This window comes from Duganella guangzhouensis, assembly GCF_009674535.1.
GTDB classification, from domain to species: Bacteria; Pseudomonadota; Gammaproteobacteria; order Burkholderiales; family Burkholderiaceae_D; genus Rugamonas; species Rugamonas guangzhouensis.
The window spans coordinates 172,808-195,029 of record NZ_WKJK01000008.1 but is presented as its reverse complement, the minus strand read 5'-3'; the positions used below and the strand labels follow the sequence as shown (position 1 = coordinate 195,029).

15 protein-coding genes are annotated in these 22,222 nt (G+C 63.0%); 5 read left to right on the top strand and 10 right to left on the bottom strand.

The window, feature by feature from the left end; translation table 11 throughout:
* Window positions 1–11: 11 nt before the first annotated feature.
* The 5 genes from GJ699_RS16830 to GJ699_RS16810 all read right to left on the bottom strand — a co-directional run bounded on the left by GJ699_RS16830 (window position 12) and on the right by GJ699_RS16810 (window position 9,073).
* Window positions 12–1,853, bottom strand: coding sequence for a glycoside hydrolase family 28 protein (locus GJ699_RS16830; RefSeq protein WP_229262134.1), 1,842 nt, complete (start codon window positions 1,851–1,853; stop codon window positions 12–14).
* 10 nt (window positions 1,854–1,863) lie between these two features.
* A complete protein-coding gene (locus GJ699_RS16825) occupies window positions 1,864–4,563 on the bottom strand; it encodes a pectinesterase family protein (protein ID WP_229262133.1) in 2,700 nt (899 codons plus the stop codon).
* A gap of 11 nt (window positions 4,564–4,574) precedes the next feature.
* The gene (locus GJ699_RS16820; RefSeq protein ID WP_154378265.1) at window positions 4,575–5,351 is read right to left on the bottom strand and encodes a rhamnogalacturonan acetylesterase; all 777 of its coding nucleotides are present in this window, start codon (window positions 5,349–5,351) and stop codon (window positions 4,575–4,577) included.
* 92 nt (window positions 5,352–5,443) lie between these two features.
* Complete coding sequence (locus GJ699_RS16815; RefSeq protein WP_154378263.1) at window positions 5,444–8,158, bottom strand: TonB-dependent receptor; 2,715 nt, start codon at window positions 8,156–8,158, stop codon at window positions 5,444–5,446.
* 210 nt (window positions 8,159–8,368) lie between these two features.
* Entirely contained in the window at window positions 8,369–9,073 is a 705-nt protein-coding gene (locus GJ699_RS16810) for a FadR/GntR family transcriptional regulator (protein WP_154378261.1), read from the bottom strand.
* A 279-nt stretch (window positions 9,074–9,352) separates the two neighbouring features.
* Here GJ699_RS16810 and garD point away from each other — a divergent pair, with 279 nt between their 5' ends.
* The 5 genes from garD (at window position 9,353) to GJ699_RS16785 (ending at window position 15,863) form a co-directional block, all read left to right on the top strand.
* Window positions 9,353–10,915 carry a galactarate dehydratase gene (gene garD / locus GJ699_RS16805; RefSeq protein WP_154378259.1) on the top strand — a complete coding sequence of 521 codons (1,563 nt, stop codon included), beginning with the start codon at window positions 9,353–9,355 and terminating at the stop codon, window positions 10,913–10,915.
* Window positions 10,916–10,937: 22 nt separating this feature from the next.
* Window positions 10,938–11,744 carry an NAD-dependent epimerase/dehydratase family protein gene (locus GJ699_RS16800; RefSeq protein ID WP_229262145.1) on the top strand — a complete coding sequence of 269 codons (807 nt, stop codon included), beginning with the start codon at window positions 10,938–10,940 and terminating at the stop codon, window positions 11,742–11,744.
* 119 nt (window positions 11,745–11,863) lie between these two features.
* Entirely contained in the window at window positions 11,864–12,361 is a 498-nt protein-coding gene (locus GJ699_RS16795; RefSeq protein ID WP_308495522.1) for a sigma-70 family RNA polymerase sigma factor, read from the top strand.
* Window positions 12,358–13,353: a FecR family protein gene (locus tag GJ699_RS16790; RefSeq protein ID WP_371867584.1), complete on the top strand. Its 996-nt coding sequence runs from the start codon at window positions 12,358–12,360 to the stop codon at window positions 13,351–13,353. The genes GJ699_RS16795 and GJ699_RS16790 overlap by 4 nt, the downstream gene beginning before the upstream one ends.
* Before the next feature lie 65 nt (window positions 13,354–13,418).
* Entirely contained in the window at window positions 13,419–15,863 is a 2,445-nt protein-coding gene (locus GJ699_RS16785; RefSeq protein ID WP_229262132.1) for a TonB-dependent siderophore receptor, read from the top strand.
* Here the strand turns inward: GJ699_RS16785 and GJ699_RS16780 are convergent.
* The 5 genes from GJ699_RS16780 to GJ699_RS16760 form a co-directional block, all read right to left on the bottom strand.
* Window positions 15,860–18,211: a CPBP family intramembrane glutamic endopeptidase gene (locus GJ699_RS16780; RefSeq protein WP_154378255.1), complete on the bottom strand. Its 2,352-nt coding sequence runs from the start codon at window positions 18,209–18,211 to the stop codon at window positions 15,860–15,862. The genes GJ699_RS16785 and GJ699_RS16780 overlap by 4 nt on opposite strands.
* Window positions 18,208–18,948, bottom strand: coding sequence for an ABC transporter ATP-binding protein (locus tag GJ699_RS16775; RefSeq protein ID WP_154378253.1), 741 nt, complete (start codon window positions 18,946–18,948; stop codon window positions 18,208–18,210). The genes GJ699_RS16780 and GJ699_RS16775 overlap by 4 nt, the downstream gene beginning before the upstream one ends.
* 59 nt (window positions 18,949–19,007) lie before the next feature.
* The gene (lepB, locus tag GJ699_RS16770) at window positions 19,008–19,685 is read right to left on the bottom strand and encodes a signal peptidase I (protein WP_154378251.1); all 678 of its coding nucleotides are present in this window, start codon (window positions 19,683–19,685) and stop codon (window positions 19,008–19,010) included.
* Between the two features lie 77 nt (window positions 19,686–19,762).
* Entirely contained in the window at window positions 19,763–21,409 is a 1,647-nt protein-coding gene (gene ggt / locus GJ699_RS16765) for a gamma-glutamyltransferase (protein ID WP_371867583.1), read from the bottom strand.
* Between the two features lie 119 nt (window positions 21,410–21,528).
* A complete protein-coding gene (locus GJ699_RS16760) occupies window positions 21,529–21,975 on the bottom strand; it encodes a hypothetical protein (protein ID WP_371867582.1) in 447 nt (148 codons plus the stop codon).
* Window positions 21,976–22,222: the final 247 nt, after the last annotated feature.

The window sequence follows — 22,222 nt, the reverse complement described above, 5'->3', positions numbered from 1 at the left end:
GGTCGCCGCTCTCAGGCTGACAGCGTGGCGTTGTGCACCTTGCCGCCGATGGTCACATTCTTCAGCGTCAGTCCTTTGACGTTGTAGAGGTACCACGGCGCGGCGGCATTCACCGGCGTGCCGAAATCGCAGTCGGTGATGGTAACGCCGGTCACCGGCAGCACCGGCGGCATCGGCTGCGATCCGTTGTAGTCCGAAGCCACCGGCCCCAGTACCACAATCGCCTGATAGCACGACACCTGCTTGCCATCCTTGGTCGTCACATTGCCTGCCTTGATGTTCGAGATCTGCACATTGTCCACCACCGGCGGCCGCGTACGCACGTTGTCGCTGGTTGGCGTGTAATCGCAATCGAAGGTCACGATCGCGCCCGCCGCCGTCGCCACCGTCTTCGACTGAATCGGCGATCCAGGCAGAGAGGCATAGAACGAAGGACTGGTCTGCACCCCATTCGGTATCGTGCAATCGCGCACATAGAAATTGCGCAGATAGCCGCCACGGTTCATATTGGTCTTCAGCCGAATCGCCGTATTCAGCGGATTGGTCTTCCAGTTCGCGTTCTCGAACACCAGCTTCTGCGCAAACACGTTCTGAATCCCGCCCGCCATCTCGCTGCCCAAAGTCACACCGCCATGGCCGCTATGCATGATCGAATTCTGGATCACGATATTCTGCGAAGGACCATACTGCGTATCCAGATCCTTGCCGGCCTTGATGGCGATGCAGTCATCACCGGTATCGAAGGTGCAGCCATCCACCAGCACATGGTCGCAGGCTTCCGGATCGAAGCCATCGCTGTTCGGGCCGTGGCTGTGCATGTAGACGTTACGGATCACCAGATTGCGGCAATGGACCGGATGGTGCTGCCAGAACGGCGTGTTCTGCACCTTGTACCCCTGCAGCAGCACATTGGTACAGCCGATAATCTGAATCATCGGTGCGCGCAGATAGTGGCCGATGCCGAATACGCGCTTCGACAACGCCACACCTGCTTCCGACAGCGCCGGCAGATAGGACGCATCGGCGCGCCACTTGCCGCCTTCACCTTGAATCAGCACGCGCTCAGCTTCGGTCAGCGCCGGCGCCACCGCCGCCAGCGAAGTCGGGTTCAGTGGATTCTCGGTGTTTTCCGACATCTTGCCGGCCTTGAAGTTGGGCGTGGTGCCCTGGCCGATGGAATTGATGGTTTTCTGCTTGCCCTTCCAGGTCCACCAGCAATCGCCGGCGTCGTTAAAGGCCACGCCGCCCTGGCCGTCCAGGATCGCGGTCCAGTCCTCGCCGGTCAGCGCGATGTTGTCCTGGCCGTAGGCGTACACCATCGGCGAGTAGTTCAGGCAGTCGTTGCTCTGCCAGCGCGAGATGGTCAGCTTGCCGTGCTTGCCGCAGTCGATATCACCGTATTTGGCGTAGTCCGCCGGATTGTGGCTGAAGTACACGTGCGCGCCTTTGGCCAGATGCACATTCACATTCGACAGCAGCACCATAGGACCGGCGCAGAACCAGTCGCCGGCCGGAATCAGCACGCGGCCGCCGCCGGCTTCATTGCATGCTTTGATGGCGGCCTTGATGGCGGCGTAGCAGTCGGTGGCATCGGCGGCCGGTGTGTCGATATTGTCCCGATCCTCGTGCGATACCCAGGCTTGCACCTTGGTCAGCTTGCACGGCTTGGCGCCATAGGCGGTGATGTCGAAATCCTGCTTGCGGAAATTGCACGGACGCGAAACGTGATCGATGATGGCCTGCGCCTGCAGCCACGGATCGGGCGCGGTCGCCGCAACGGCGGGGAGGCTGAACGACAGGCCCGCCGCTGGCAGTGCTTTCATCAGGTGGCGGCGTTGGGTATTGATGGTCATGCGGTATTCCTCATTCATCCGAATTATTGAATTCGCCGATAAACACGTCGGCTGGCGAAGGTGGTTTGCTGTAGCCGAGATCCTTGACGGGATCGATGCCGGCTTTAATCAGGTTGTTCCAATGGTCGTCCGAGTTGTACTGGGCGGGGCGGTAGGAGAGGGTGCCTTTCTTGTTCCAGTCGGACCAGGGATGCTGTTTGTTGATGTGGGCGCCGATGTGCGAATTCATCACCACCATTTTGCCGACCGCTTCCAGCGATACGCGCGCCACGGTGCCGGTTGGGGCGGTGTAGACGTTGGTGGGGCCGTAGGTGCAACGATAGCCTTCCAGCGGCAACGGCGCGTACGGCGTGCAGCGCGAGCTGTGGAACCATTGGCGCAGCAGGTAGAAATCGCCGTCCTTTTTGCCTTCGTGGGTGAAGCGCACGTTGTCGAACACGAAGCCGTACTTGGTTTTGACATGGGTGTCCGGCGCGCCGACGTAGGACACGCCACGGTCGCCCAGTGTGCGGATTTCGCTCTGGTAGAAGTAAGCGGTGCTGTCACCGAAGATGAAATCGACATCACCTTCGATATAGGATTTGTTGAAGAAGCTGCGCACGGTGCTGCCGGGCTGCGGCGACTTTAGATACAGCGTGTCCTGAAAGCCAAGCAGACGGACGTTTTCGAATTGCGCCTTGTCGGCGCTGTCCACGTTCAGCGCCAATGCCTGATGGTGGATGTTGTTGATGTTGGGGAGCGCTTCGGCGCGGGCGTTGCCGGTGTCTTTGTTGTAGCCGTTTTCGAAGGTCAGGTTACGCGCCTGGAAGCCATTGTTCCTGGCCCAGACGGTCTGTGTGCCGAAGGTGCCGATCTGCGGGCGGTCTTTGATGCTGGCATACATGGCCTGCACGTCTGGCGCGGCTTGTGCGAACTGGGCGCCATGACGCGCGCTGTATTCGGCGCCGGTGTTGGAGGCATCCAGTTTTGCGGTGATTTTGGTCGCCGCCGCATCCTTGCCTTCGCCGTACATGGTGATCGGTGCGGCGGAGGCGGGGATGTAGACCAGCTCCTGATACACGCCGGGTTTCAGCAGCAGATACAGCCGCTTGGCCGGATGGGCGGCGCTGTCCAGCACCGCGTGGCTGACGGCTTCCTGCACGGTGTTGAAGCTGCGGATGCCGTCGGCGCGCGCGGCTTTGTCGACGATGTAGTCCGGCGTGAACGCCGCGCCTTTGGCCAGCGGATCGTTTAGCGGGTCCCACGGGTCGACCGTTTCCTGGCCGGCGATGCCGACGTATTTCAGTACCTCGGCATAGGAGAACTGCTTCGCCTGTTCCAGCGTGAGTTGCGGCCGCGCGCTGGCGGCGGCTGTTTCAGGGAAGGGCGCGAAACGCTGGGCGCAGGTGCTGGTGTCGATAGCGCCGATGTTACCCGCCAGTTGGGCGAATTCGATCTTGCGATCGGCCTTGCCGGTAATGCTGACGTTGCGCATTGCCACCTGTACTGGACGCTGTTCGTCGTAGCCCTGCACCAGCACGCGGCCCGGCGACACGCTGTGCACGTCGTCGAAGGCGATGTTGGTGTAGACCGGAATCTGCGATCCCTCTGCGGTTTTGCTGTAGCGGGTGCTGATGTCGATCGGCGTTTTCACGTCGCGCAAACAGACGTTGCGATAGGCGACCAGGTCCACCACGCCGCCGCGCGAGACGTCGCTCTTGATGCGCAGGCCGGAGGTGGTGCCGTCCATGCTCAGGTCTTCCACCAGCACGCGGCGCACGCCGCCATTGGTTTCGCTGCCGATCGACATGCCATGGCCGCTGTAGAAGCGGTTGTGCAGGATGGAGATGTTTTCGGTCGGGCCGTTGTTGCCGGCTTTGACTGCGACGTTGTCATCGCCGGTGCGGATATGGCTGTAGGCGATGGTGACGTTGCGTGAGGAGATCGGGTCGATGCCGTCGGTGTTGCGCGCGGTGGCAGGGGTGTCGATGCGCACGCCCCAGGCGGTGAAGCCATCCACTTTGTTCAGCGTGACGTGGAAGTTGGGCGAATTGCGCAGCGTGATCTTGTGCAGGCTGATGTCCTGCGAGTTGGTGATTTCGATCAGGCGCGGCACGTTCTGGCGTGCGTCTTCCTTTTGCGCACGGCGCGCCAACTGCCACCAGGATTCGCTGCCGCCGTCGATCACGCGGCCGCCCTGGCCGTCGATGACACCTTCGCCGTAGATGCCGCTGGACTTGGCGTTGTCGATGGTGATGAAGGGCTTGCAGCCGCGTCCTTGCTGGTCGATGGTGCCGCAGGTGTTGGCGCCTTTGTCGTACAGCTTGGGATTGCCGCTGGCTTGCAGCGTGGTGTTGGCGTCCACCTGCAGACTGACGCCACTACGCAGCGTCAGCGGGCCGGCGGCAAAGCGCTGCTTGTCGTTGCTGGCGGACAGACGCACCGCACGGCCGGCAGGACATTTGTCGATGGCGGCCTGAATGCGCGCGGTGTCGTCGCCGCCCGCCGCGCCAGCGGTCAGCACGGCGCACGAGGGCGGTGCCACCGGTTCGCTGACCTTGCGCGCGTCCTGCGCGTGGGCCGGCAGTTGCAGCGCTGCCGCGATCAGCGTCGCCGCTGCGGCCGCAAACTTGCGACGAGCAGCAGCGCCGGCCAGACCGGCTGCGGTGGATGGCGCGACAAGCGGCATGGCGCGGCGCGGCGCGTCGGGGCGGCCGGCGCGATGGGGCATGGCGTGCTGCTTCACTGCTCGCTCTCCGGCTTGAATTGCCCGGCCGTTTCCGGCACGGTGCGTTTGAGTTCTTCCATCACCATGCGCGAGAAGTAGGCCGCGCCTTTGACGCCCAGGTGGGTGCGGTCGAACGCGGTCTTGGCGGCGCCGGCCACTTCGACCTTGCCTGCGGCGGCGGGGACGCCATAGTCGGCCGGACGCGGCACCATGGCCAGCGTGTCCGCCTCGTCCTGACCCATGGCCTGCACGGCGGCGTAGCTGTCCGCGTTCAGGTCCAGCAGAGCCACTTGCTGCGCGTTGGCGGCGGCACGAATCGCATCGTTCCATGGGCCGAAATTATTTTCGAGGACGCCGTCCTTGAAGGTGCGGCGCGTCAGCGGCGTAAGCAGCACCGGTATGCCGCCCAGCGCTTTCACTTCCTGCGCGTAGCGATTCATATTGACGGGGAATTCGGTTTTCACATCGGTGGAGCGGCCAGGTTTGCCCGGCTGGTCGTTATGGCCGAACTGGATCAGCACATAGGTGGCGCGGTAGGCGGCGGAGCCGCGCAGCAGTCCCTCGACTTCGTCCCAGCGTCCTTCGGCGCGGAAGCTGCCGGAGCTGCGGCCGCCCTTGGCCAGATTGAGACAGGTGTTGGCGCGGTTGACGCGCGCGCAGAAGGCGTCGCCATAGCCGCTGCTGTTGGCCATGGTCGAATCGCCGACCAGGATGAAGCGCACTGGCTTGTCTGCTGCATGAGCGCCGCCGGCCAGCAGGGCCAGGACGGCGCAGGAAATCAGGTGTTTCATGATGAAATCCACAAAAAAAGGGCGCCGGCCGCGATGCGGTCCGGCGCCCACAACTCAGGCGGAGTGACGCGGTTTATGACCCCACAGCTTCATCAGAAGTTGTAGGTGACACGCACGTTGTAAGCGCGGCCGATCGGGCTGCCGGCGCTGCTCAGGTAACCATAGCTATACAGGCTGCTGTTGGTTGCTGGCGGTGGTGCGTTGAACAGGTTGGTGATGCCACCGGTGACCTGGATGTTTTTCCAACCGTTGTACGTGGTGGTCAGGTTCCACAGCTTGTACGAGTTGATGTTGCGCCAGTACTGCTGCGCCACCAGATTCTGGTCGGTGTACTTCGAGTTGTAGTTCATGGTCAGGGTGCTGTTCCAGTTACCCTTGGCCCAGTTCAAACGCGCGGTGTGCTTCCAGCGGTAGGTGATGATAGGGAAGCTGGAAGTGGTACCGTTGCTGGCCAGGCCGAACTGACCGATGTTCGACACGAATGCCGAGCCGTCATACAGCTGGTTGTCGAACTGGGTCAGGTAGGTACCGTCCAGGTAGACCTTGAAGTCGCCGTAAGCGGTTCTCGGGAACGCATACGAAGCCGATACGTCGATACCCGCCGCGCGCTGGCCGCCCAGATTCATGGTGGTGTTGTTGATGTAGGCGATGGTGCCGTCCGCATTACGCACGAAGTACGATGCGTATTTCACTGGATCGAGGAAGTACACTTGCTCTGGCAGGTTGGCCAGCATGTCCTTCATCTTGATGTTCCAGTAGTCCAGCGAGATCATGCTGTTCTTGATCGGTTCCATCACCACGCCCAGCGTGTAGCCCTTCGATTTCTCAGGCTTCAGATTGGCGTTGGAGCCGGTCTGTTTAGGCAGCGTGGTGTTGCAGACGGTCGATGCCACATAGCCTGGCAGCGCGGTGCCGGTGCCGGCCACGCCCGGGGTGCCGCCTGGGCACAGTACCGGATCGTCCCACTTGGCGGAAGTGGTGGTGGTGGCGCCTGGCAGGCGGTAACCGTAGGCGTCAAACAGCGTCGGTGCGCGGAAGCCGGTGTTGGCCGAGCCACGGAACATCAGCGCCTTGCTGGCTTCCCAGCGGAAGCTGATCTTCGGATTGACGGTGGTGCCGAAATCGCTGAAATGGTCGGCGCGGACGGCGGCGTTCAGTTCCAGCGATTTGGTGACCGGCGCGTTGATCTCGGTGAACAGCGCGGACACGTTACGCGCGCCTTCGCCGTGCGACGGGCTAGTGCCGGCGTAGGTGACCAGCGAGGTAATCGGCAGCTTGGTGTCTTCGGTGGTGTCGCGGTGCACGTCGGCACCCACCGCCACTGCCAGCGAACCGCCAGGCAGTTCGGCCAGCGCGCGGCTGATGGTCAGGTCAACGCCCTTGTAGGTCGATTTCGAGGTACGGTTTTTCTGGCCGTCGACGCTGATCGTGTCCAGGTAAGCGCTGCCGGCCGCGTCCTGGGTGCCGAATGGATTCAGCACGCCGCTGGCCAGGCCGTCGATCAGACCCTGGCCTTTGTAGTAGCCGGAGTAGTAGTAGTTGTCGCGGTTGGAGATACCGATCACCAGGCCGGCCTTGTAGTCCCAGCCGGCGATCACGCCTTCGTCGCTCAGGGCCAGGCGCTGATTGACCTGCACGTCCTTGGTGGTGGCCAGGCCGCCGTCCGCCACCGCCCAGGTGACGGTCAGCGGTTCGCCGGTTAGGCCGGCGACGGCGGGCACGCCGCCGCTGTTACCAGGATACCATTTGCTGGTCGATGGCACGGTCGCCGAGACGCCGTTGACAGCCAGCGCATTGGTCGGGTTCTTGGTGCCGAGGATGTATTCCTGACCGCGCGCGTAGTCGACGGTGACGATGTGGTCTTCGCTGAACTTGTAGGCGCCACGAGTGTAGAAAGTGACCTGCTGGTTGGCGTACAGCGCGGTGCCATACTCATTGGCGTCCAGTACGCAAGTACCTTTCTGGCCAACGATGGAGTAGGGCGCATCGCAAGTGCCGGCGTATGGATTGCGCGCGGTCTTGTTGGTGGCGGTGGTGAAGTTGGCCGGGGTGGCGTTGCCGCCGGTACCCAGCGTTGGTGCGCGGCCCAGCGCGGTCAGCACGGCGGCCGAGCTCAGATAGGCGCGGTCGGATGCGGCCAGACGCGAACGCTGGTGGGCATCGATGGTGGCGTAGAAGCTCCAGCCGTCGCGTTCCAGATTGCCCTTGCCCCAGGTGGCGCTGATGCGCTGTTCGTCGCCGCCGCCTTTTTTCTCTGGCTGCACGGCTTGCGCGGTGATTTGCGTGCCTTCGAACGAGGTCTTGGTGATGAAGTTGACCACGCCGCCGATGGCGTCGGAACCGTAGATCGACGATGCGCCGTCACGCAGAATTTCGACGCGGGCGATGGCGGACAGCGGAATCACGTCCAGGTTGGCGTAGCCGTCGGCGATCGCCTCGTTGGCCATGCGGCGGCCGTTCAGCAGCACCAGGGTGCGGTTGACACCGAGGCCGCGCAGGTTGATGTTGGTACCGGAGCCGGCGTTCGAGGGCGCCAGCGAAGCCGATTGCGGCAGCGCCATCATGAAGTCGGCGAGGGTGGTCATGCCTTGTTTGACCAGGTCTTCAGCCTTGACGCTGGTGACTGGCAGCGATGCTTCGTTGGCTACGCGCTTGATGCTGGAACCGGTCACTTCGACACGGGTCATGTTGGCGTCATCGGTCTGCGCGGAAGCCTGGTTGGCTAGCGTGACCACGGCCAGTGCAATGGCCGTGAGCAGCAGGCGAGGTTGGGCGGAACGGTTCTGGACCGAGTGCTCGGACTTCATGGTGTTGTCTCCTTCGTCTCTTGAATAAAGTTATACGCAGCAGGGCAGGTGGCTGCGTGATTGGAGCACCTCGCGTACTCCGTGCCGCTGTAACGAGGGCAGTGCCGCGCGCGATGCGCGGGCGTGCCTAGGTCAAGCCGGTCAATAACTTGATTACTTTATGTTTCGCGGCCGGCATCGAGGCCGGACCTGCGTTACTTCGGGTACTATTTATCCGCGCGAGAAAGTACGGGTCACGCGTTCCAGGTGGGCGCGCATGGCTTTGCGCGCCGCTGCCGGATCGTGGGCGGCGATCGCCTCCAGGATGCGGCGGTGGTCCTTCAGCGTTTCCTGACGCAGCTCTTCGGTCTGGAAGTGTTCTTTGAGCTTGTGCCACAGGCGGCCTCGCTGGTCCCACAGATAGTTCAGCGATCCGACCAGCGCGCTGTTGCCGGTGGCGCGCGCGATGGCGAGGTGGAAGTTGCGGTCAGCCTGCTCGTTGCTGGAATAATTGGCGTGGTGTTTTTCCATCTCGACCACCGCTTGCAGGATGGCGTCGATGGCGCTGTCGGTGGCGACGCGGGCGGCGATGGCGGCGATTTCGGATTCGATCAGGCGGCGCGCGGACAGCACTTCGAACGGACCCGGACCAGCTTCCGGCAGATCGGTTTCGGCCGGTTCCGGCAGTTCGCTGACGTAGACGCCCGAGCCGCCGCGCACTTCGATCACGCCGCCCAGTTCCAGCGCGATCAGGGCTTCGCGCAGGGAGGCGCGGCTGACGCTGAGCTTGGTGGCGAGGTCGCGCTCGGAGGGGAGGCGCTCGCCGGCGGCGATGTTTTCGTTGCGGATCAGTTCCTGGATACGGTCAGCCACCACCCGGTACAGGCGCGGTTCGTGAGCGTTGCTTTCAGCAGGAAGGGCAGTCTTTTTCAGCATTGATGTCTCGTCTTTTTTATGTGGCTTTATATATTGCCATCTGGTCAGGCCATTCTAAGGTGGTCAGACCAAATACGCAATGTGGACTAGCCAAATTAATTTTAAACTGGCATACTGATTTCATGGTGCAGCCGTCTGCGGCCCATGTTTTCAAGGCTACAAGCTTGTAAACATGCGGCTTTCAGAGTGTGGCGCGCAGGCCACAACATCGAGCTGGCCGACCAATAACATAAGTGGTCAGACCACTTTACGAGACCAAAAAACAACGTAGGAATCCATATGACGACACCGACGAGCGCCGCTACACCGCGCTATATCCTCATGCACGACAACGATAACGTCGCGATTGTCGTTAACGACGGCGGTTTGCCCGCCGGCGCGGTCTTCCCGAACGGCCTGACGCTGCTGGAACCGATCCCGCAGGGTCACAAGGTGGCGCTGCGCGACCTGGCCAAGGGCGATCATGTGATCCGCTACAACGTCACCATCGGTTTTGCCGCCAAAGATCTGCCGGCCGGCAGCTGGCTGGCCGAACACAATGTGGAGATGCCGGCCGCGCGCGAGCTGGAAGGTTTGCCGATCGCCACCGTCAAGCCGCCGCCGATGGAGCCGCTGGAGGGGTATACCTTCCAGGGCTTCCGCAATCCGGACGGCAGCGTTGGCACGCGCAACATCCTGGCCATCACCACCACCGTGCAGTGCGTGTCGGGCGTGGTCGAATTCGCGGTCGAGCGCATCAAGAATGAACTGCTGCCGAAGTACCCCAACGTCGACGACGTGGTTGGGCTGGAGCACACCTACGGCTGCGGCGTGGCGATCGAGGCGCCGGGCGCGCCGATCCCGATCCGCACCATCCGCAATATCGCGCTGAATCCGAACTTCGGCGGTCAGGCCATGGTGGTCAGCCTCGGTTGCGAAAAGCTGCAGCCTACGCGGCTGTTCCCGAAAGGCTCGATCCCGATCCAGAACGCCGGCGGCGCCGATCCTGGCCTGGTCTGTCTGCAGGACGCGCACCACGTCGGCTTCATGTCGATGATCGACTCGATTATGAAGCAGGCCGAGGTCAATCTGGCGGAGCTGAACAAGCGCCAGCGCGAAACCGTGCCGGCCTCGGAGCTGGTGGTGGGCGTGCAATGTGGCGGCAGCGATGCCTTCTCCGGTGTGACCGCCAATCCGGCGGTGGGCTTTGCCACCGACCTGCTGGTGCGCGCCGGCGCCACCGTGATGTTCTCGGAAGTGACCGAAGTCCGCGATGGCATTGACCAACTGACTTCGCGCGCCTCGTCGCCGGAAGTGGCCGACGCCATGATCCGCGAGATGGCCTGGTACGACGCTTACCTGACGCGCGGCGGCGTTGACCGCAGCGCCAACACCACGCCGGGTAACAAGAAGGGCGGCTTGTCCAACATCGTCGAAAAGGCCATGGGCTCGATCGTCAAATCCGGCAGCGCGCCGATCACCGGCGTGCTGTCGCCGGGCGACAAATTGACGCAAAAGGGTTTGATCTACGCCGCCACCCCGGCCAGCGACTTCATTTGCGGCACGCTGCAACTGGCGGCCGGCATGAATCTGCACGTGTTCACCACCGGCCGCGGCACGCCGTATGGCCTGGCCGAAGTCCCGGTGATCAAGGTCGCCACCCGCAACGATCTGGCCAAGCGCTGGCATGATCTGATGGACATCAACGCCGGCCGCATCGCCAGCGGCGAGGCCACCATTCCGGACGTGGGCTGGGAGCTGTTCCAGATGCTGCTGGATGTCGCCAGCGGCAAGGAGACCTGGGCCGAGAAGTGGAAGCTGCACAATGCACTGGTGCTGTTCAATCCGGCCCCGGTGACGTAAAAAATATAACAACGGAGACATGATGACAAAACCATTCAAACGACTGTTGCTGACCGGCGCCGCTGGTGGCCTGGGCAAGATTCTGCGCGACCGCATCAAGCCCTGGGCCGATGTGGTGGTGCTGTCCGATATCGCGGACATGGGCGAGGCGCGCGAGGGCGAGGAAATCGTCCAGTGCGACCTGGCCGACAAGGCGGCGGTCATGAAGCTGATGGAAGGCGTGGAGGCGGTGCTGCACTTCGGCGGCATCTCGACCGAGAACACCTTCGAGAACATCATGCAGGCCAATATTCTCGGCACCGCCAATATTTATGAAGCGGCGCACAAGCTGGGCGTGAAACGCATCGTGTTCGCCAGCTCGAATCACACGGTGGGCTTCTACCGCAACACCGACTACATCGACGCCGGCGCGGTGACGCGGCCGGATTCGTTCTATGGCGTCAGCAAGTGCTTCGGCGAGCAGCTGGCCAGCTACTACTGGGACCGCACCGGCCTGGAGACGGTGGCGCTGCGCATCGGCTCCTCGTTCCCGGAGCCGAACGACCGCCGCATGATGGTCACCTGGTTGAGCTACGACGATCTGGAGGAGGCGCTGCGCCGTTCGCTGTTTGCGACGCGGGTCGGTTTCACCATCCTGTTCGGCATGTCCAACAACGACGTGGCGTGGTGGGACAACAGCAAGGCCGCGCATCTCGGCTACAAGCCGAAGGACAGCTCGTCGCAGTTTGACGCCAAGTTCCCCGACAGCGGCGACTACCCGGCGCCGAACGCCTCGGTCACCTACCACGGCGGCGCTTTCGCGCTGGCCGAAGTGCGCTACAAGGCCTGAGTTTTACACGGCTTGCTGACATTTTCGGCAAGTCGGCCGTATAATGAGAGTAATTCTTATTCTCATGTGCGGTTTTTGTGCCTTTAGCCGAATCAGCCCCCGAGCATCAGCTGGATGTTTTGTATATCAGCCATTACGACTGGCTGCGGGGCTGGTTGCGCGCTAAACTCGGCTGCGCGCATGAAGCGGCCGATGTGGCGCAGGACACCTTCATGCGCATCATCGCTTCGCGTGACGCCTTGCTCGGCGTGCGGCAGCAGCCGCGCGCCTATCTCACCACCACCGCCAAACACCTGCTGATCGACCGCGCGCGCCGCAAGCTGCTGCACGATACCTATCTGGCCGAACTGGCGCTGGTGGCCGCGTCGGCCGAGGGTTATCCGTCGCCCGAACAGACCATGCTGGCGCTGCAGGCGCTGGACCAGATCGCGCAGGCGCTGGAGCGCGTGCCGCCCAAGGCGCGCGAAGCGTTCATGCTGCATTATCTGGACGATCAGCCGCAGTCCGAAGTGGCGGCGCGGTTGGGCATCTCGACGCGCATGGTGCAGAAGTATCTGGTGCAGGCGCTGTTGCAGTGCCGCCTGAAGTGCGCTGCCATGGCGGAAGCCGCGCTGTGACAGACGACGCGGTACTGGCCGAACAGGCGGCCGAGTGGCTGGTGCTGCTCAGCAGCGACAACGCTGTGGAGCGCCGCCAGGCGCAAGCCGGCTTCTCGGCGTGGAAGGCGGCCGATCCGCGCCATGCCGAGGCGGCGATTGAAATCGAAGTTTTGCTCGATCATCTGCAGGCGATGCGAGGCGCGCAGGCGCGGCCGGCGCGCGTGGCGCTGAATGCGGTGTTGTCGCGCTCCGGCCAACGCCGGCGCAACCGCGTGGCCGCTGTAACGCTGGTGCTGGCGGTGCTGATCGGCGTCCCGCTCGCGCTCACGCTGGACAGCCACAGTCCGCGCTACTTCAGTGCCGACCTGCGAACCGGCACCGGCGAATGGCGCAGCGTCACGCTGGATGACGGCAGCACCATCGCGCTCGACAGCGGTAGTGCCGTCAACCTGCACTTCAGTCAGCAGCGTCGCGAGGTTGAGCTGGTGCAGGGCAGCGTGCGGGTGGTGGTGGCCAGGGATGCGGCGCGACCGTTCGTGGTCGACACGCCGCAAGGCGAGATGCGTGCGCTGGGCACGCGCTTCATGGTGGAGCGCGGCGAGGACGCGACCACGCTGTCGATGCTGGAATCGAAGGTCGCGGTGCGGACCGCTAATGAGCGCGCCGCTGGCGACACGCACGCGGTGGTGGTGCAAGCCGGCGAGCGGGTACGCATCAGCGCCGGCGCGGTCAGTCCGGTGGAACAGATCGATGCCACCGGTACCGACTACGCGTGGCAGCACCACAAGCTGGCGGTGGAAGACCGTCCGCTGACCGAAGTGCTGGCACAGTTGAACCGCTATCGCGCCGGCCGTTTGTCGTTCGATGCGCAGCAACTGGCGGACATCCGCGTCACCGCCGTGCTGCCGCTGGACGATACCGACCGCGCGCTGCAACTCCTGCTCAACAACTTCCCGCAACTGCGCATCCGCCGCTTCACACCGTACTGGGTGGTGGTCGATAAAAAATAATGGTTCGTGTTTTTCGCTGTGGTTCGTTAAACGCTGTGAAACCAACGAAAACAGGAATCATCAACATGTTTGCTACCCGTATCATGAGCACCCGCCTGACGCCGCTGGCGCTGGCCATCCATCTCGCTTGCGGCGTTGTGCTGCAGGCTGCCGTGCCGGCCGCGCTGGCACAGGCGTCCGCGTCCGCGCGTCAATACGATATTCCGGCCGGCGCGCCAGGTCCGGCGTTGAACCAATTCGCGCTGCAGGCCGGGGTCTCGATCGTGATCGAACCGGCCAAGGTGCAGGGCTTGCGCACACAGGGCTTGAAAGGCAGTTACAACGTCAACGAAGGCTTTGAGCGCCTGTTGCGCGGCACCGGCTACGCCATCGGCGCCACCGACGCCGGTTATGTGCTGGTGGCCGCCGCGCCATCGCAGGTGCGGGACAGCGAACAGCCGCAGGTGCTGCCAGCGATTACCGCGGCGGCCAGCGCCGATGGTCCATCCGAGGGCAGTGGCTTGTACACCATGCCGTCGATGGGCACCGCCACTCGTCTCGGTTTGTCGGTACGCGAGACGCCGCAATCGGTCAGCGTGATCACACGCCAGCAGATGGACGATCAGGCGCTGATTACGGTGCCGGATATTCTGGAAAAGACGGTCGGCGTCACGGTGGGGCGCAATGACAGCGAACGCGCCACCTTTTACGCGCGCGGCTATGTGATCGAGAATTTCCAGTTCGACGGCATGCCGAATACGCTGGACAGCTCCAACCAGTACACCAGCGCGATCGGTGATAGCGCCATCTACGACCGGGTAGAAATCGTCAAGGGCGCGGGCGGTCTGCTGACCGGCGCCGGTAATCCTTCCGCCACCATCAATCTGGTGCGCAAGCGTCCGGGCAAGGAATTCGCGGCCAGCGTGGCGGCCAGCGCCGGCTCGTGGAGTAAATACCACGTCACCGGAGATCTTTCGACGCCGCTGAACGCGGACGGCAGCGTGCGGGCGCGCGTGGTGGTGGCGGCGCAAAACGCCGATTCCTACATCGACTACTACAGCCGCGATACGCGCAATGCTTACGCCATCATCGAGGCGGATCTGGGACCGCGCACCTTGCTCAGCGCCGGTGTGGATCATATGGAGACGCGCGCCAACGGCGCCACCTTTGGTCATCTGCCGCTGTTCTACAGCGACGGCACGCAAACTCATTTCCGCCGCTCGCTGAATCCGGGCGCGCGCTGGTCGTACTGGAATAATGACAGCACCAACAGCTTCGCCACGCTGAAGCATACTTTCGACAATGCCTGGCAGCTGGATGCCACGGCCAGCCATCTCGATCAGTCCAAGGACGTGATGTATGGCTCGGCCTACAACGGCAGCGTCAATCGCGAGACCGGCGCCGGCATCCGCGCGCTGACTGGTTTGCTGCCGTCGGAAGCGAAGACCGACAGCGCGAATCTGGCGCTATCCGGTCCTTTCCAGCTGCTGGACCGCACGCATGAACTGGTGCTGACGGCTGGTTATTCGCGCCAGCACAAGACGGCGGAGTTGTATCGCTCGGTGTTTGTGGCGGTCGACAATTACTACACGTGGGATGGTTATCTGACGCAGCCGACCTTCACCAAACGCGCGGACCGCGACACCACCATCATTGAGAAGGGGGTATCGGCGGCGGTGCGGCTGCGTCCGACTGACCAGCTGTCGGTGATACTCGGCGCGCGCGCCAGCCAGTACAAATTGCTCGACTATGAGGTCAGCACGGCCGGTGAGCGCAGCGTGTCGGACGATCTGAATACCGGCACCAAAACCATCCCCTATGCCGGTGTGGTGTTTGACCTTAACCGCGAGTGGTCGGTATATGCCAGCTACACCGACATCTTCAATCCGCAGACTTACTACAAGGATGCCAACGGCCGTCCACTGGCGCCGCTGACCGGCAAGAGCAGTGAGGTCGGCATCAAGGGCGAGCTGTTTGACAAGCGCCTCAATGTCAGCCTGGCCGCGTTCAAGATCAAGCAGAACAACGCCGCCCAGTATGTGGATGTGAATCCGGATACTTTCGAGGAGATCTACAAGCCGGTGGATGGCATCACCAGCGATGGCATTGAAATGGAGCTGTCCGGCCAGCCGACGCCGGCCTGGAACGTCTCCGGCGGTTATACCTATCGCCGCTCGCGGGTGCCAGCGCAGCCGGATGTGATTCTGAGCGCGGTGAACACCAATCAGCCCAAGCATCTGTTCAAGGTGAATACCTCATATCGCTTGCACCAGCTGGTGGTTGGCGGTTCGCTGTCGGTGCAAAGTTCGACTTACTATGAAACCTCGGACGGCAATTACTGGCGCGCCAACCAGCCAGGCTACGCGGTGCTCGGCCTGATGGCGCGCTATGAGTTGGACCGCCATCTGAGTGTGACGCTGAACATCAATAATGCGCTCGACAAAACCTATATGCCGGGCCTGGGCTCATACGGCACCGGCGTGTACGGCGATCCGCGCAATGCGCTGCTGACCTTGAAGTATCAGTTCTAGGACCCGAAGGTCAGTACCATGGCGTTGTACACCGCGTGGACCAGCATCGGCGCCAGCAGGGTTTTGCTGCGTTCGTAGGTCCATGCGGTGCACAGGCCAAGCACGAATACCGGCAGCATCGATAGCGGTGGATGGACCACAGCGAATACGGCGGCGCTCATCAGCATCGCCTGTGGTGCCTTCATCGAGCGGCGCAAGCCGCCGTAGATCAAGCCCCGGAAAATGAATTCCTCGCACAGCGGCGCGGCCAGCACCGCCAGCGCGTAGATCCAGCTACGGCCACCCGGCAGTGCTGGCGCGGATTTGGTCAGTTCTTCCCACAGTGCGCTGTGCCGCAGTATGGCGAGATAGCTCAGACCCACCGCACAGGCGACGGCGGTGGCGATGGCGGCGTAGCGCAGCGACAGGCGCAGGTCGGCGCCGCGCCAGATGGTCGGCACGCCGGCGGCCTTGTTGCGCCAGTAGACGTAGCGCATCAGCAGATACACCACCAGCCCGGCGACGCCGAAGGCGATGGTGAGGGCTTGCATGTCCATGCGGCCGGCCACCATCAGCACGATACCCTGCAGGATGAAGAAGGCGGTGGCGGCGATCAGGCCATCGGCGGTCGATACACGCGGCGGCGGAGCAGCGGCCGGATCGAGCAGATAGGGCAGCGAGTCGCGCGCTTTTTGCCACAGCGCCAGTGCCATCGAGGCGATCAACACCATCACCACCAGCTTTTGCGACCACACGTTGCTGTAGATGGACCAGGTATAGAAGCTGGCCAGCAGCATGTACAGGTAGACGTAGGTGGGGCGCACGCGGGTGCGCGCATCGACGGCCAGCGGGTCGCAGGCGAACACACCGAGCGAGACGGCGATCATCGAGTAGATTGGAATGCCGGCGGCTACGGTCAGCACCAGCACCAGCATGCTCCACTCGAAATGCGTGGTGTACCAGGCGCTGACGCCGATCACGATGGCGGGATAGATCATGGTCAGCACCGCCCACAGTTGCGCCTTTTCCTTCAACACGCTTTCCAGCGAACGCGGTACGGTGTACAGCAACCACAGGACGTGGCCTTCGTTGTTGAGCGTCTGGAAGGCCGACAGCATCAGCACATAGACACCGATGCCGAAGGCGATGGCGGCGGCCAGCGTGTGATGTTCGCCCAGCTCGCCCATGCTATTCAGTTTGCCGTTGAAGAGCATCTGGCTGAACACCACGATCACCGGCACCAGCAAGGTCTGGAACATGAAGTTGCGATCACGGCTCAGCAGACGCAATTCGCGCCGCTGCAACGGCGACAGCACGGCGCTTAGAAACGCAAACGGACTGTGTGTGGCGGCAGCGTCGGCGGGCCGCAGGGCGCGTGGCGCGGCATCGCGGCCGCTTTCGCGCGCACCGGAATTGACCACGCCGTGGCGCAGCTGGTGACGTAGCAGCGCCATGCCGGCCCACATCAGCACTACGATCTGTGCCAGCAGCAGCGCCACGCTGGAGAGCAGCTGCCCGCTGTGCTGCGCCTGGATCGCCTGCAGCACCAGGCCGGGCGGCGTCCATTGCATCCACGCCGGGAAGGCGCGCGCCCACTCCATGGCGAAGGCGTTGGCCTGTGGCATACCGAGCGCCATCACCAGATAAATCAGCGGCATGTTGAACAGACCTGTCAGCGCTTGCAGGTTGCGTAGCTGCGCCGCCGGTAGCCACATGCGCAGGCCGGTGTCGGCCACGGTGTGCAGCAATGCCGCCAGCGGCAGCAGCGTGGCCACCGACAGCACGGCGATCGGCAGTACGCTCCAGGTGTAGCCGGAGTGCCAGGCGATGGTGCCGAAGGCCGGCAGCAGCGCGAACCAGCCGGAGATATTCGATGCGCTGCGTTCCAGCACGCGTCCCCACAGCAGCGTGCCACGTTCCACCGGCATGGTGACCAGCCATTCGAGATCCCAGTCCGGCTGCGTCATCTCCTTGCTGCCCAGCGGTAGCAGCACGGCGACCAGGAACAGGATGCTGAGCTCCATCGTCAGCCCGTTCATCAGCGCCGGCGCGAACGGTGCGACCGCCAGTTCCGCAGCGGCTTTGTGCAGGTCGGTGTGCGGGTCGCCAACGCTGTCGGTGTAGCGACAGGCACTGCTGGCATCCAGGTGGCAGTGCATGTTCAGCACCGCGTTGTCGGCCACGTGGACAAAGGAGAACAGCATGCAGCCGACCATCAGCAAGGTCAGTATCCACAGGTTGTTGCTCTTGCCGGCGTTGGCGTCGCGCGCTTTCTTTTTGCGGAAGCGGAACAGGTTGTTGAGCACCATGTTGCGTTGGCGGGTCAGACGCATGCGCGTCATCAGCCAGATGGTTTGCAGCGCGCTCATTGCGCGATCTCGTCTGCGGCTTCGTCGGTGATCTTGAGGAAGACGTCTTCCAGCGAGCCGCTGGCCGAGGCTTCGGCGCGGATTTCATCCAGCGTGCCGGTGGCGACCAGTTGGCCATGGTGGATGATGCCGACGCGGTCACACAGCTTCTCGGCCATGTCCAGCAAATGGGTGGAGACGAAGATGGTGACGCCGCGCGCCGCCGCTGCCAGCAAGCGCTCCTGCACCTCGCGCGAGGCGCGCGGATCGAGGCCGTTGATTGGTTCGTCCAGAATCAGCACCGACGGATCGTGAATCAGTGCGCAGGCCAGGCCGAGGCGCTTCTTCATGCCTAGCGAGTAGTTGACGGCGTAGTCTTCGCCGGCTTCCTCCAGGCCGAATTCGGCCAGCAGGCGCGCACCACGTTCGGCGGCGTCGCGACGTGTAAAGCCGTGCATCTCGGCGACGAATTGCAGGATCTCGCGGCCGCGCAGGTAGTCGTAGAAGATGGGCGTGTCGGGCAGATAGCCGACGCGGCGTTTTACTTCGGCCGGCTCGGCGTGGCAATCGAGGCCGTCGATCAGCACTTGGCCGGCGCTTGGCATCAGGATGCCCATCATCATGCGGATGGTGGTGGTTTTGCCGGCGCCGTTGGGGCCGAGGAAGCCGAACACTTCACCGCGCCGCACCGTCAGCGACAGCGGCTTGACGGCCTGGAAACCGCCGTAGACTTTGGTCAGTCCTTGAAACTCGATCATGATGGCACCGGCAATATTATGAATTTACTACGCCATCATAACACCGCCGGCGCGATGGCTTACTGTCGCGGGTAGAGGCTCATGCCAAAGCGTTCCGCGCGCGGCATCCAGTTACTGGTGATGTCGGCCGAGGCCAGTACGCGCTCGGCGCGGCCGATCAGCAGCGCGCGCGGCACCAGGCCGATGTAGCGCGAGTCTTCGCTGTTGTCGCGGTTATCGCCCAACATCATGTATTCGCCAGGCGGCACCACCAGCGGCGCGAAATCCCGGCGCGCCTTTACCTGCGGGAGGAACTGGATGGCGTGGCTGCTATTGCCCAGGGTTTCATCGACACGCACGGCGGCCAGCGGGCCGACGCCGTGGATGTTTTCGGTGGCTGCTCCAAGCTCGGTATAGGCGGCTGGCTGGCCGTTGATGATTAGCTGTTCGTTGCGCATCTCGACGCGGTCGCCGGGCAGGGCGATCACGCGCTTGATCAGGCGGGTGCCATTGGCGGGCGAGGAGAAGGTGACGATGTCGCCGCGCTGCGGCTCGCCGGTGTGGCCGATCACGATGTCGGTCAGCGGCACTTTGACGTTGTAGGCGAGGCGATTGACGAACACCACGTCGCCTTCCAGCAGGTTGGGATGCATGGACGAGGAGGGAATCGGATTCCAGTCGGCGACGGCGGTGCGGAAGATGCCGAACAGTGCCAGGAACAGCAGAAAGCCTTTATTGGCGCGCAGCCAGTTGTTCATTATTATTCTCCCAAGTGGTGGACGGTCGGCCGAGTGGCCGACGACGTCTATACTGTGAGCAGAATCTTAATCAATCCTTAGTGCGCAGTCTTTTGCACCAGCGCGCTGCCAATGCCGTGGCGATGGCCTTCGCTGACTGCGGTTACGGTGCCGTCGGGATTGAACACCAGCGCGTTGGCGGCGCCGATTTCCTCCGCCGTCTGGCTCCAGTGCTGGCCGCTCTTCTCCAGCGCCTGCGCCTGCGCGCTGCCGCTGAAGCCCGGCTCCACATCGGTGGCCTGGCCGTTGCGCTCGGACAGGCGCGGCGCGTTCACCGCGTCCGGCATCGACATGCCGAGATCCACGTAATTGAAGATGGTCTGCAGCACGGTGGTGATGATGGTGGCGCCGCCAGGGCTGCCGATCGAGAACGCCGGCTTGCCGTTCTTGAAGGCCAGCGTCGGCGACATGCTGCTGCGCGGACGCTTGCCGGCTTCCGGCACATTTGGCGCCGGGCCGGAGAAATCGAAGTCGGTCATCTCGTTATTCAGCAGGAAGCCATAACCCGGCACCACGATGCCGCTGCCACCCCACGATTCGATGGTGTAGGTGTAGGAGACGATATTGCCGTCCTTGTCGGAGACGGTGAGGTGGGTGGTGTGCGCGCCTTCCGCAATCAGCTTGCTGGCGTTGGGGCGCAGCGGCACGCTGACATCGTTCTGGAACGGATAGGGATCGCCGGCCGGCGCATGCAGGCTGGCCTGCGCGGGATTGATTAGCTCACGACGGCGCGCGGCGTAATCCTTGTTCAGCAGACCGGCCACCGGCGCGTCGATGAATTCCGGATCGGCCAGATAAGCGTTGCGGTCAGCGAAGGCGAGGCGGCTGGCTTCCAGATACAGATGTTCGGCCTGCGCGCGCGGCATGGCTTTCAGATCGTAGCCCTCCAGGATGTTGAGCGCTTCGGCCACCGCCACGCCGCCGCTGCTGGGCAGCGGCATGCCGTATAAATCATAGCCGCGATAAGTGCTGTGCACCGGCTGGCGCAGGCGCGCTTCGTAATTGGCCAGATCGGCCAGCGTCATGTTGCCGGCGTCGACCCGCACGCCTGGCGGGGTGGCTGGTGCGTTGACCGCATCGACAATCGCGCGCGCCAGCTTACCGTTGTAGAAGGCTTTGACGCCGCCGGCCGCCAGCTCTTTATATGCCTTGGCCAGGTCCGGATTGCGCAGCGTGCTGCCGGCAGGGAGGGCTTTGCCATTGCGCAGATACAGCGCGGCGGTGGCGGGGAACAGCGAGAACTTGGCTTCGTTCTCCTGCACCAGATGGGAGAAATTGTCGTTGACCTTGAAGCCCTTGCTGGCGACGTCAATAGCCGGCGCCAGCACCTGCTTGAAGCTCATGCTGCCGTAGCGGTCCAGCGCCTCGTGCCAGCCGCGCACCGTGCCGGGCACGCCGACCGACATGCCGCTGGCCACCACCGTCTCGAAATCGCGCTCCTTGCCATCCTTGAGGAACACCGTCGGCGTGAAGCTGGCCGGTGCCGTTTCGCGATGGTCGATGGTGATCACGCGTTTGTCCTTGGCCAGATAGATCACCATGAAACCACCGCCGCCGATGCCGCAGCTGAACGGATCGGTCACGCCCAGCGTGGCGGCCGCCGCCACGGCAGCGTCGATGGCATTGCCACCCTGGTTCAGAATGGCAATCGCGGCTTGCGAAGCCGGTTCACTGATAGTCGCCACAGCGCCGCCAGTGCCGGTGGCGACTGGCGTCTTGGCTACGGCCGGCAAGGCCAGGGAAACAAGGATGGAAGAAACGAGGAGAGTGCGGACTGGATGGGAGAGGGTCATGTGGGCAAGCTTTAAGGAGAGTTAATGTTGCTCACCTTTAAGCTTACCTGATAATCCGGCGCAGGCTCATTTTTCGCCGGTACTTGCCGCGGCTCGTAGCCCTGCAGCGTGAAGTGCAGGCCGTTGCTGCTGATGCTGGCGACCCCGTTGGGCATGTTATCGGACAGCACAAAGCTACTGCTACTGCCATCGGGCTGATGCAGCGTAAAGCTGAAGCTGATATAGCCGGCCCAGACGCACACCGCGCCGGCGTGACAGCGGCTATCGTTGACGCGCTCCAGCTTAAGCACCGGCGCGGCTGTAGCCAGGCCGGCCGGCGCCGCCGGCGTGATCGCCGCGCTAGAACCCTGCCGCAACACATAGGTAGTAGAGAATGGCGCCGGCGCGGCGCGGGTAGTGGAGCCTGCGCTGCCACAAGCATATAGCGCGGCCATGACGGCCACGAGCAGAGGCAACACAAAGAGCTGCCGCAATATTGTTGTTTTCATCATACACCTCGACCTTCAGTTGTAGGCAAGCTTAACAAAAAGACCACCTCAGCGGCGCACGAACGGCGCAAGGTCAGCTTTAGCTCAAAGATATTCCGGGGTCAGGTCCATCATTTCTACACGAGCTCAACGGTAGGCGTACGCCTACCGTTGAGCTCGTGTAGAAATGATGGACCTGACCCCGGAGTTGGGGCAAAAAAAAATGCCGCGCGGCGTG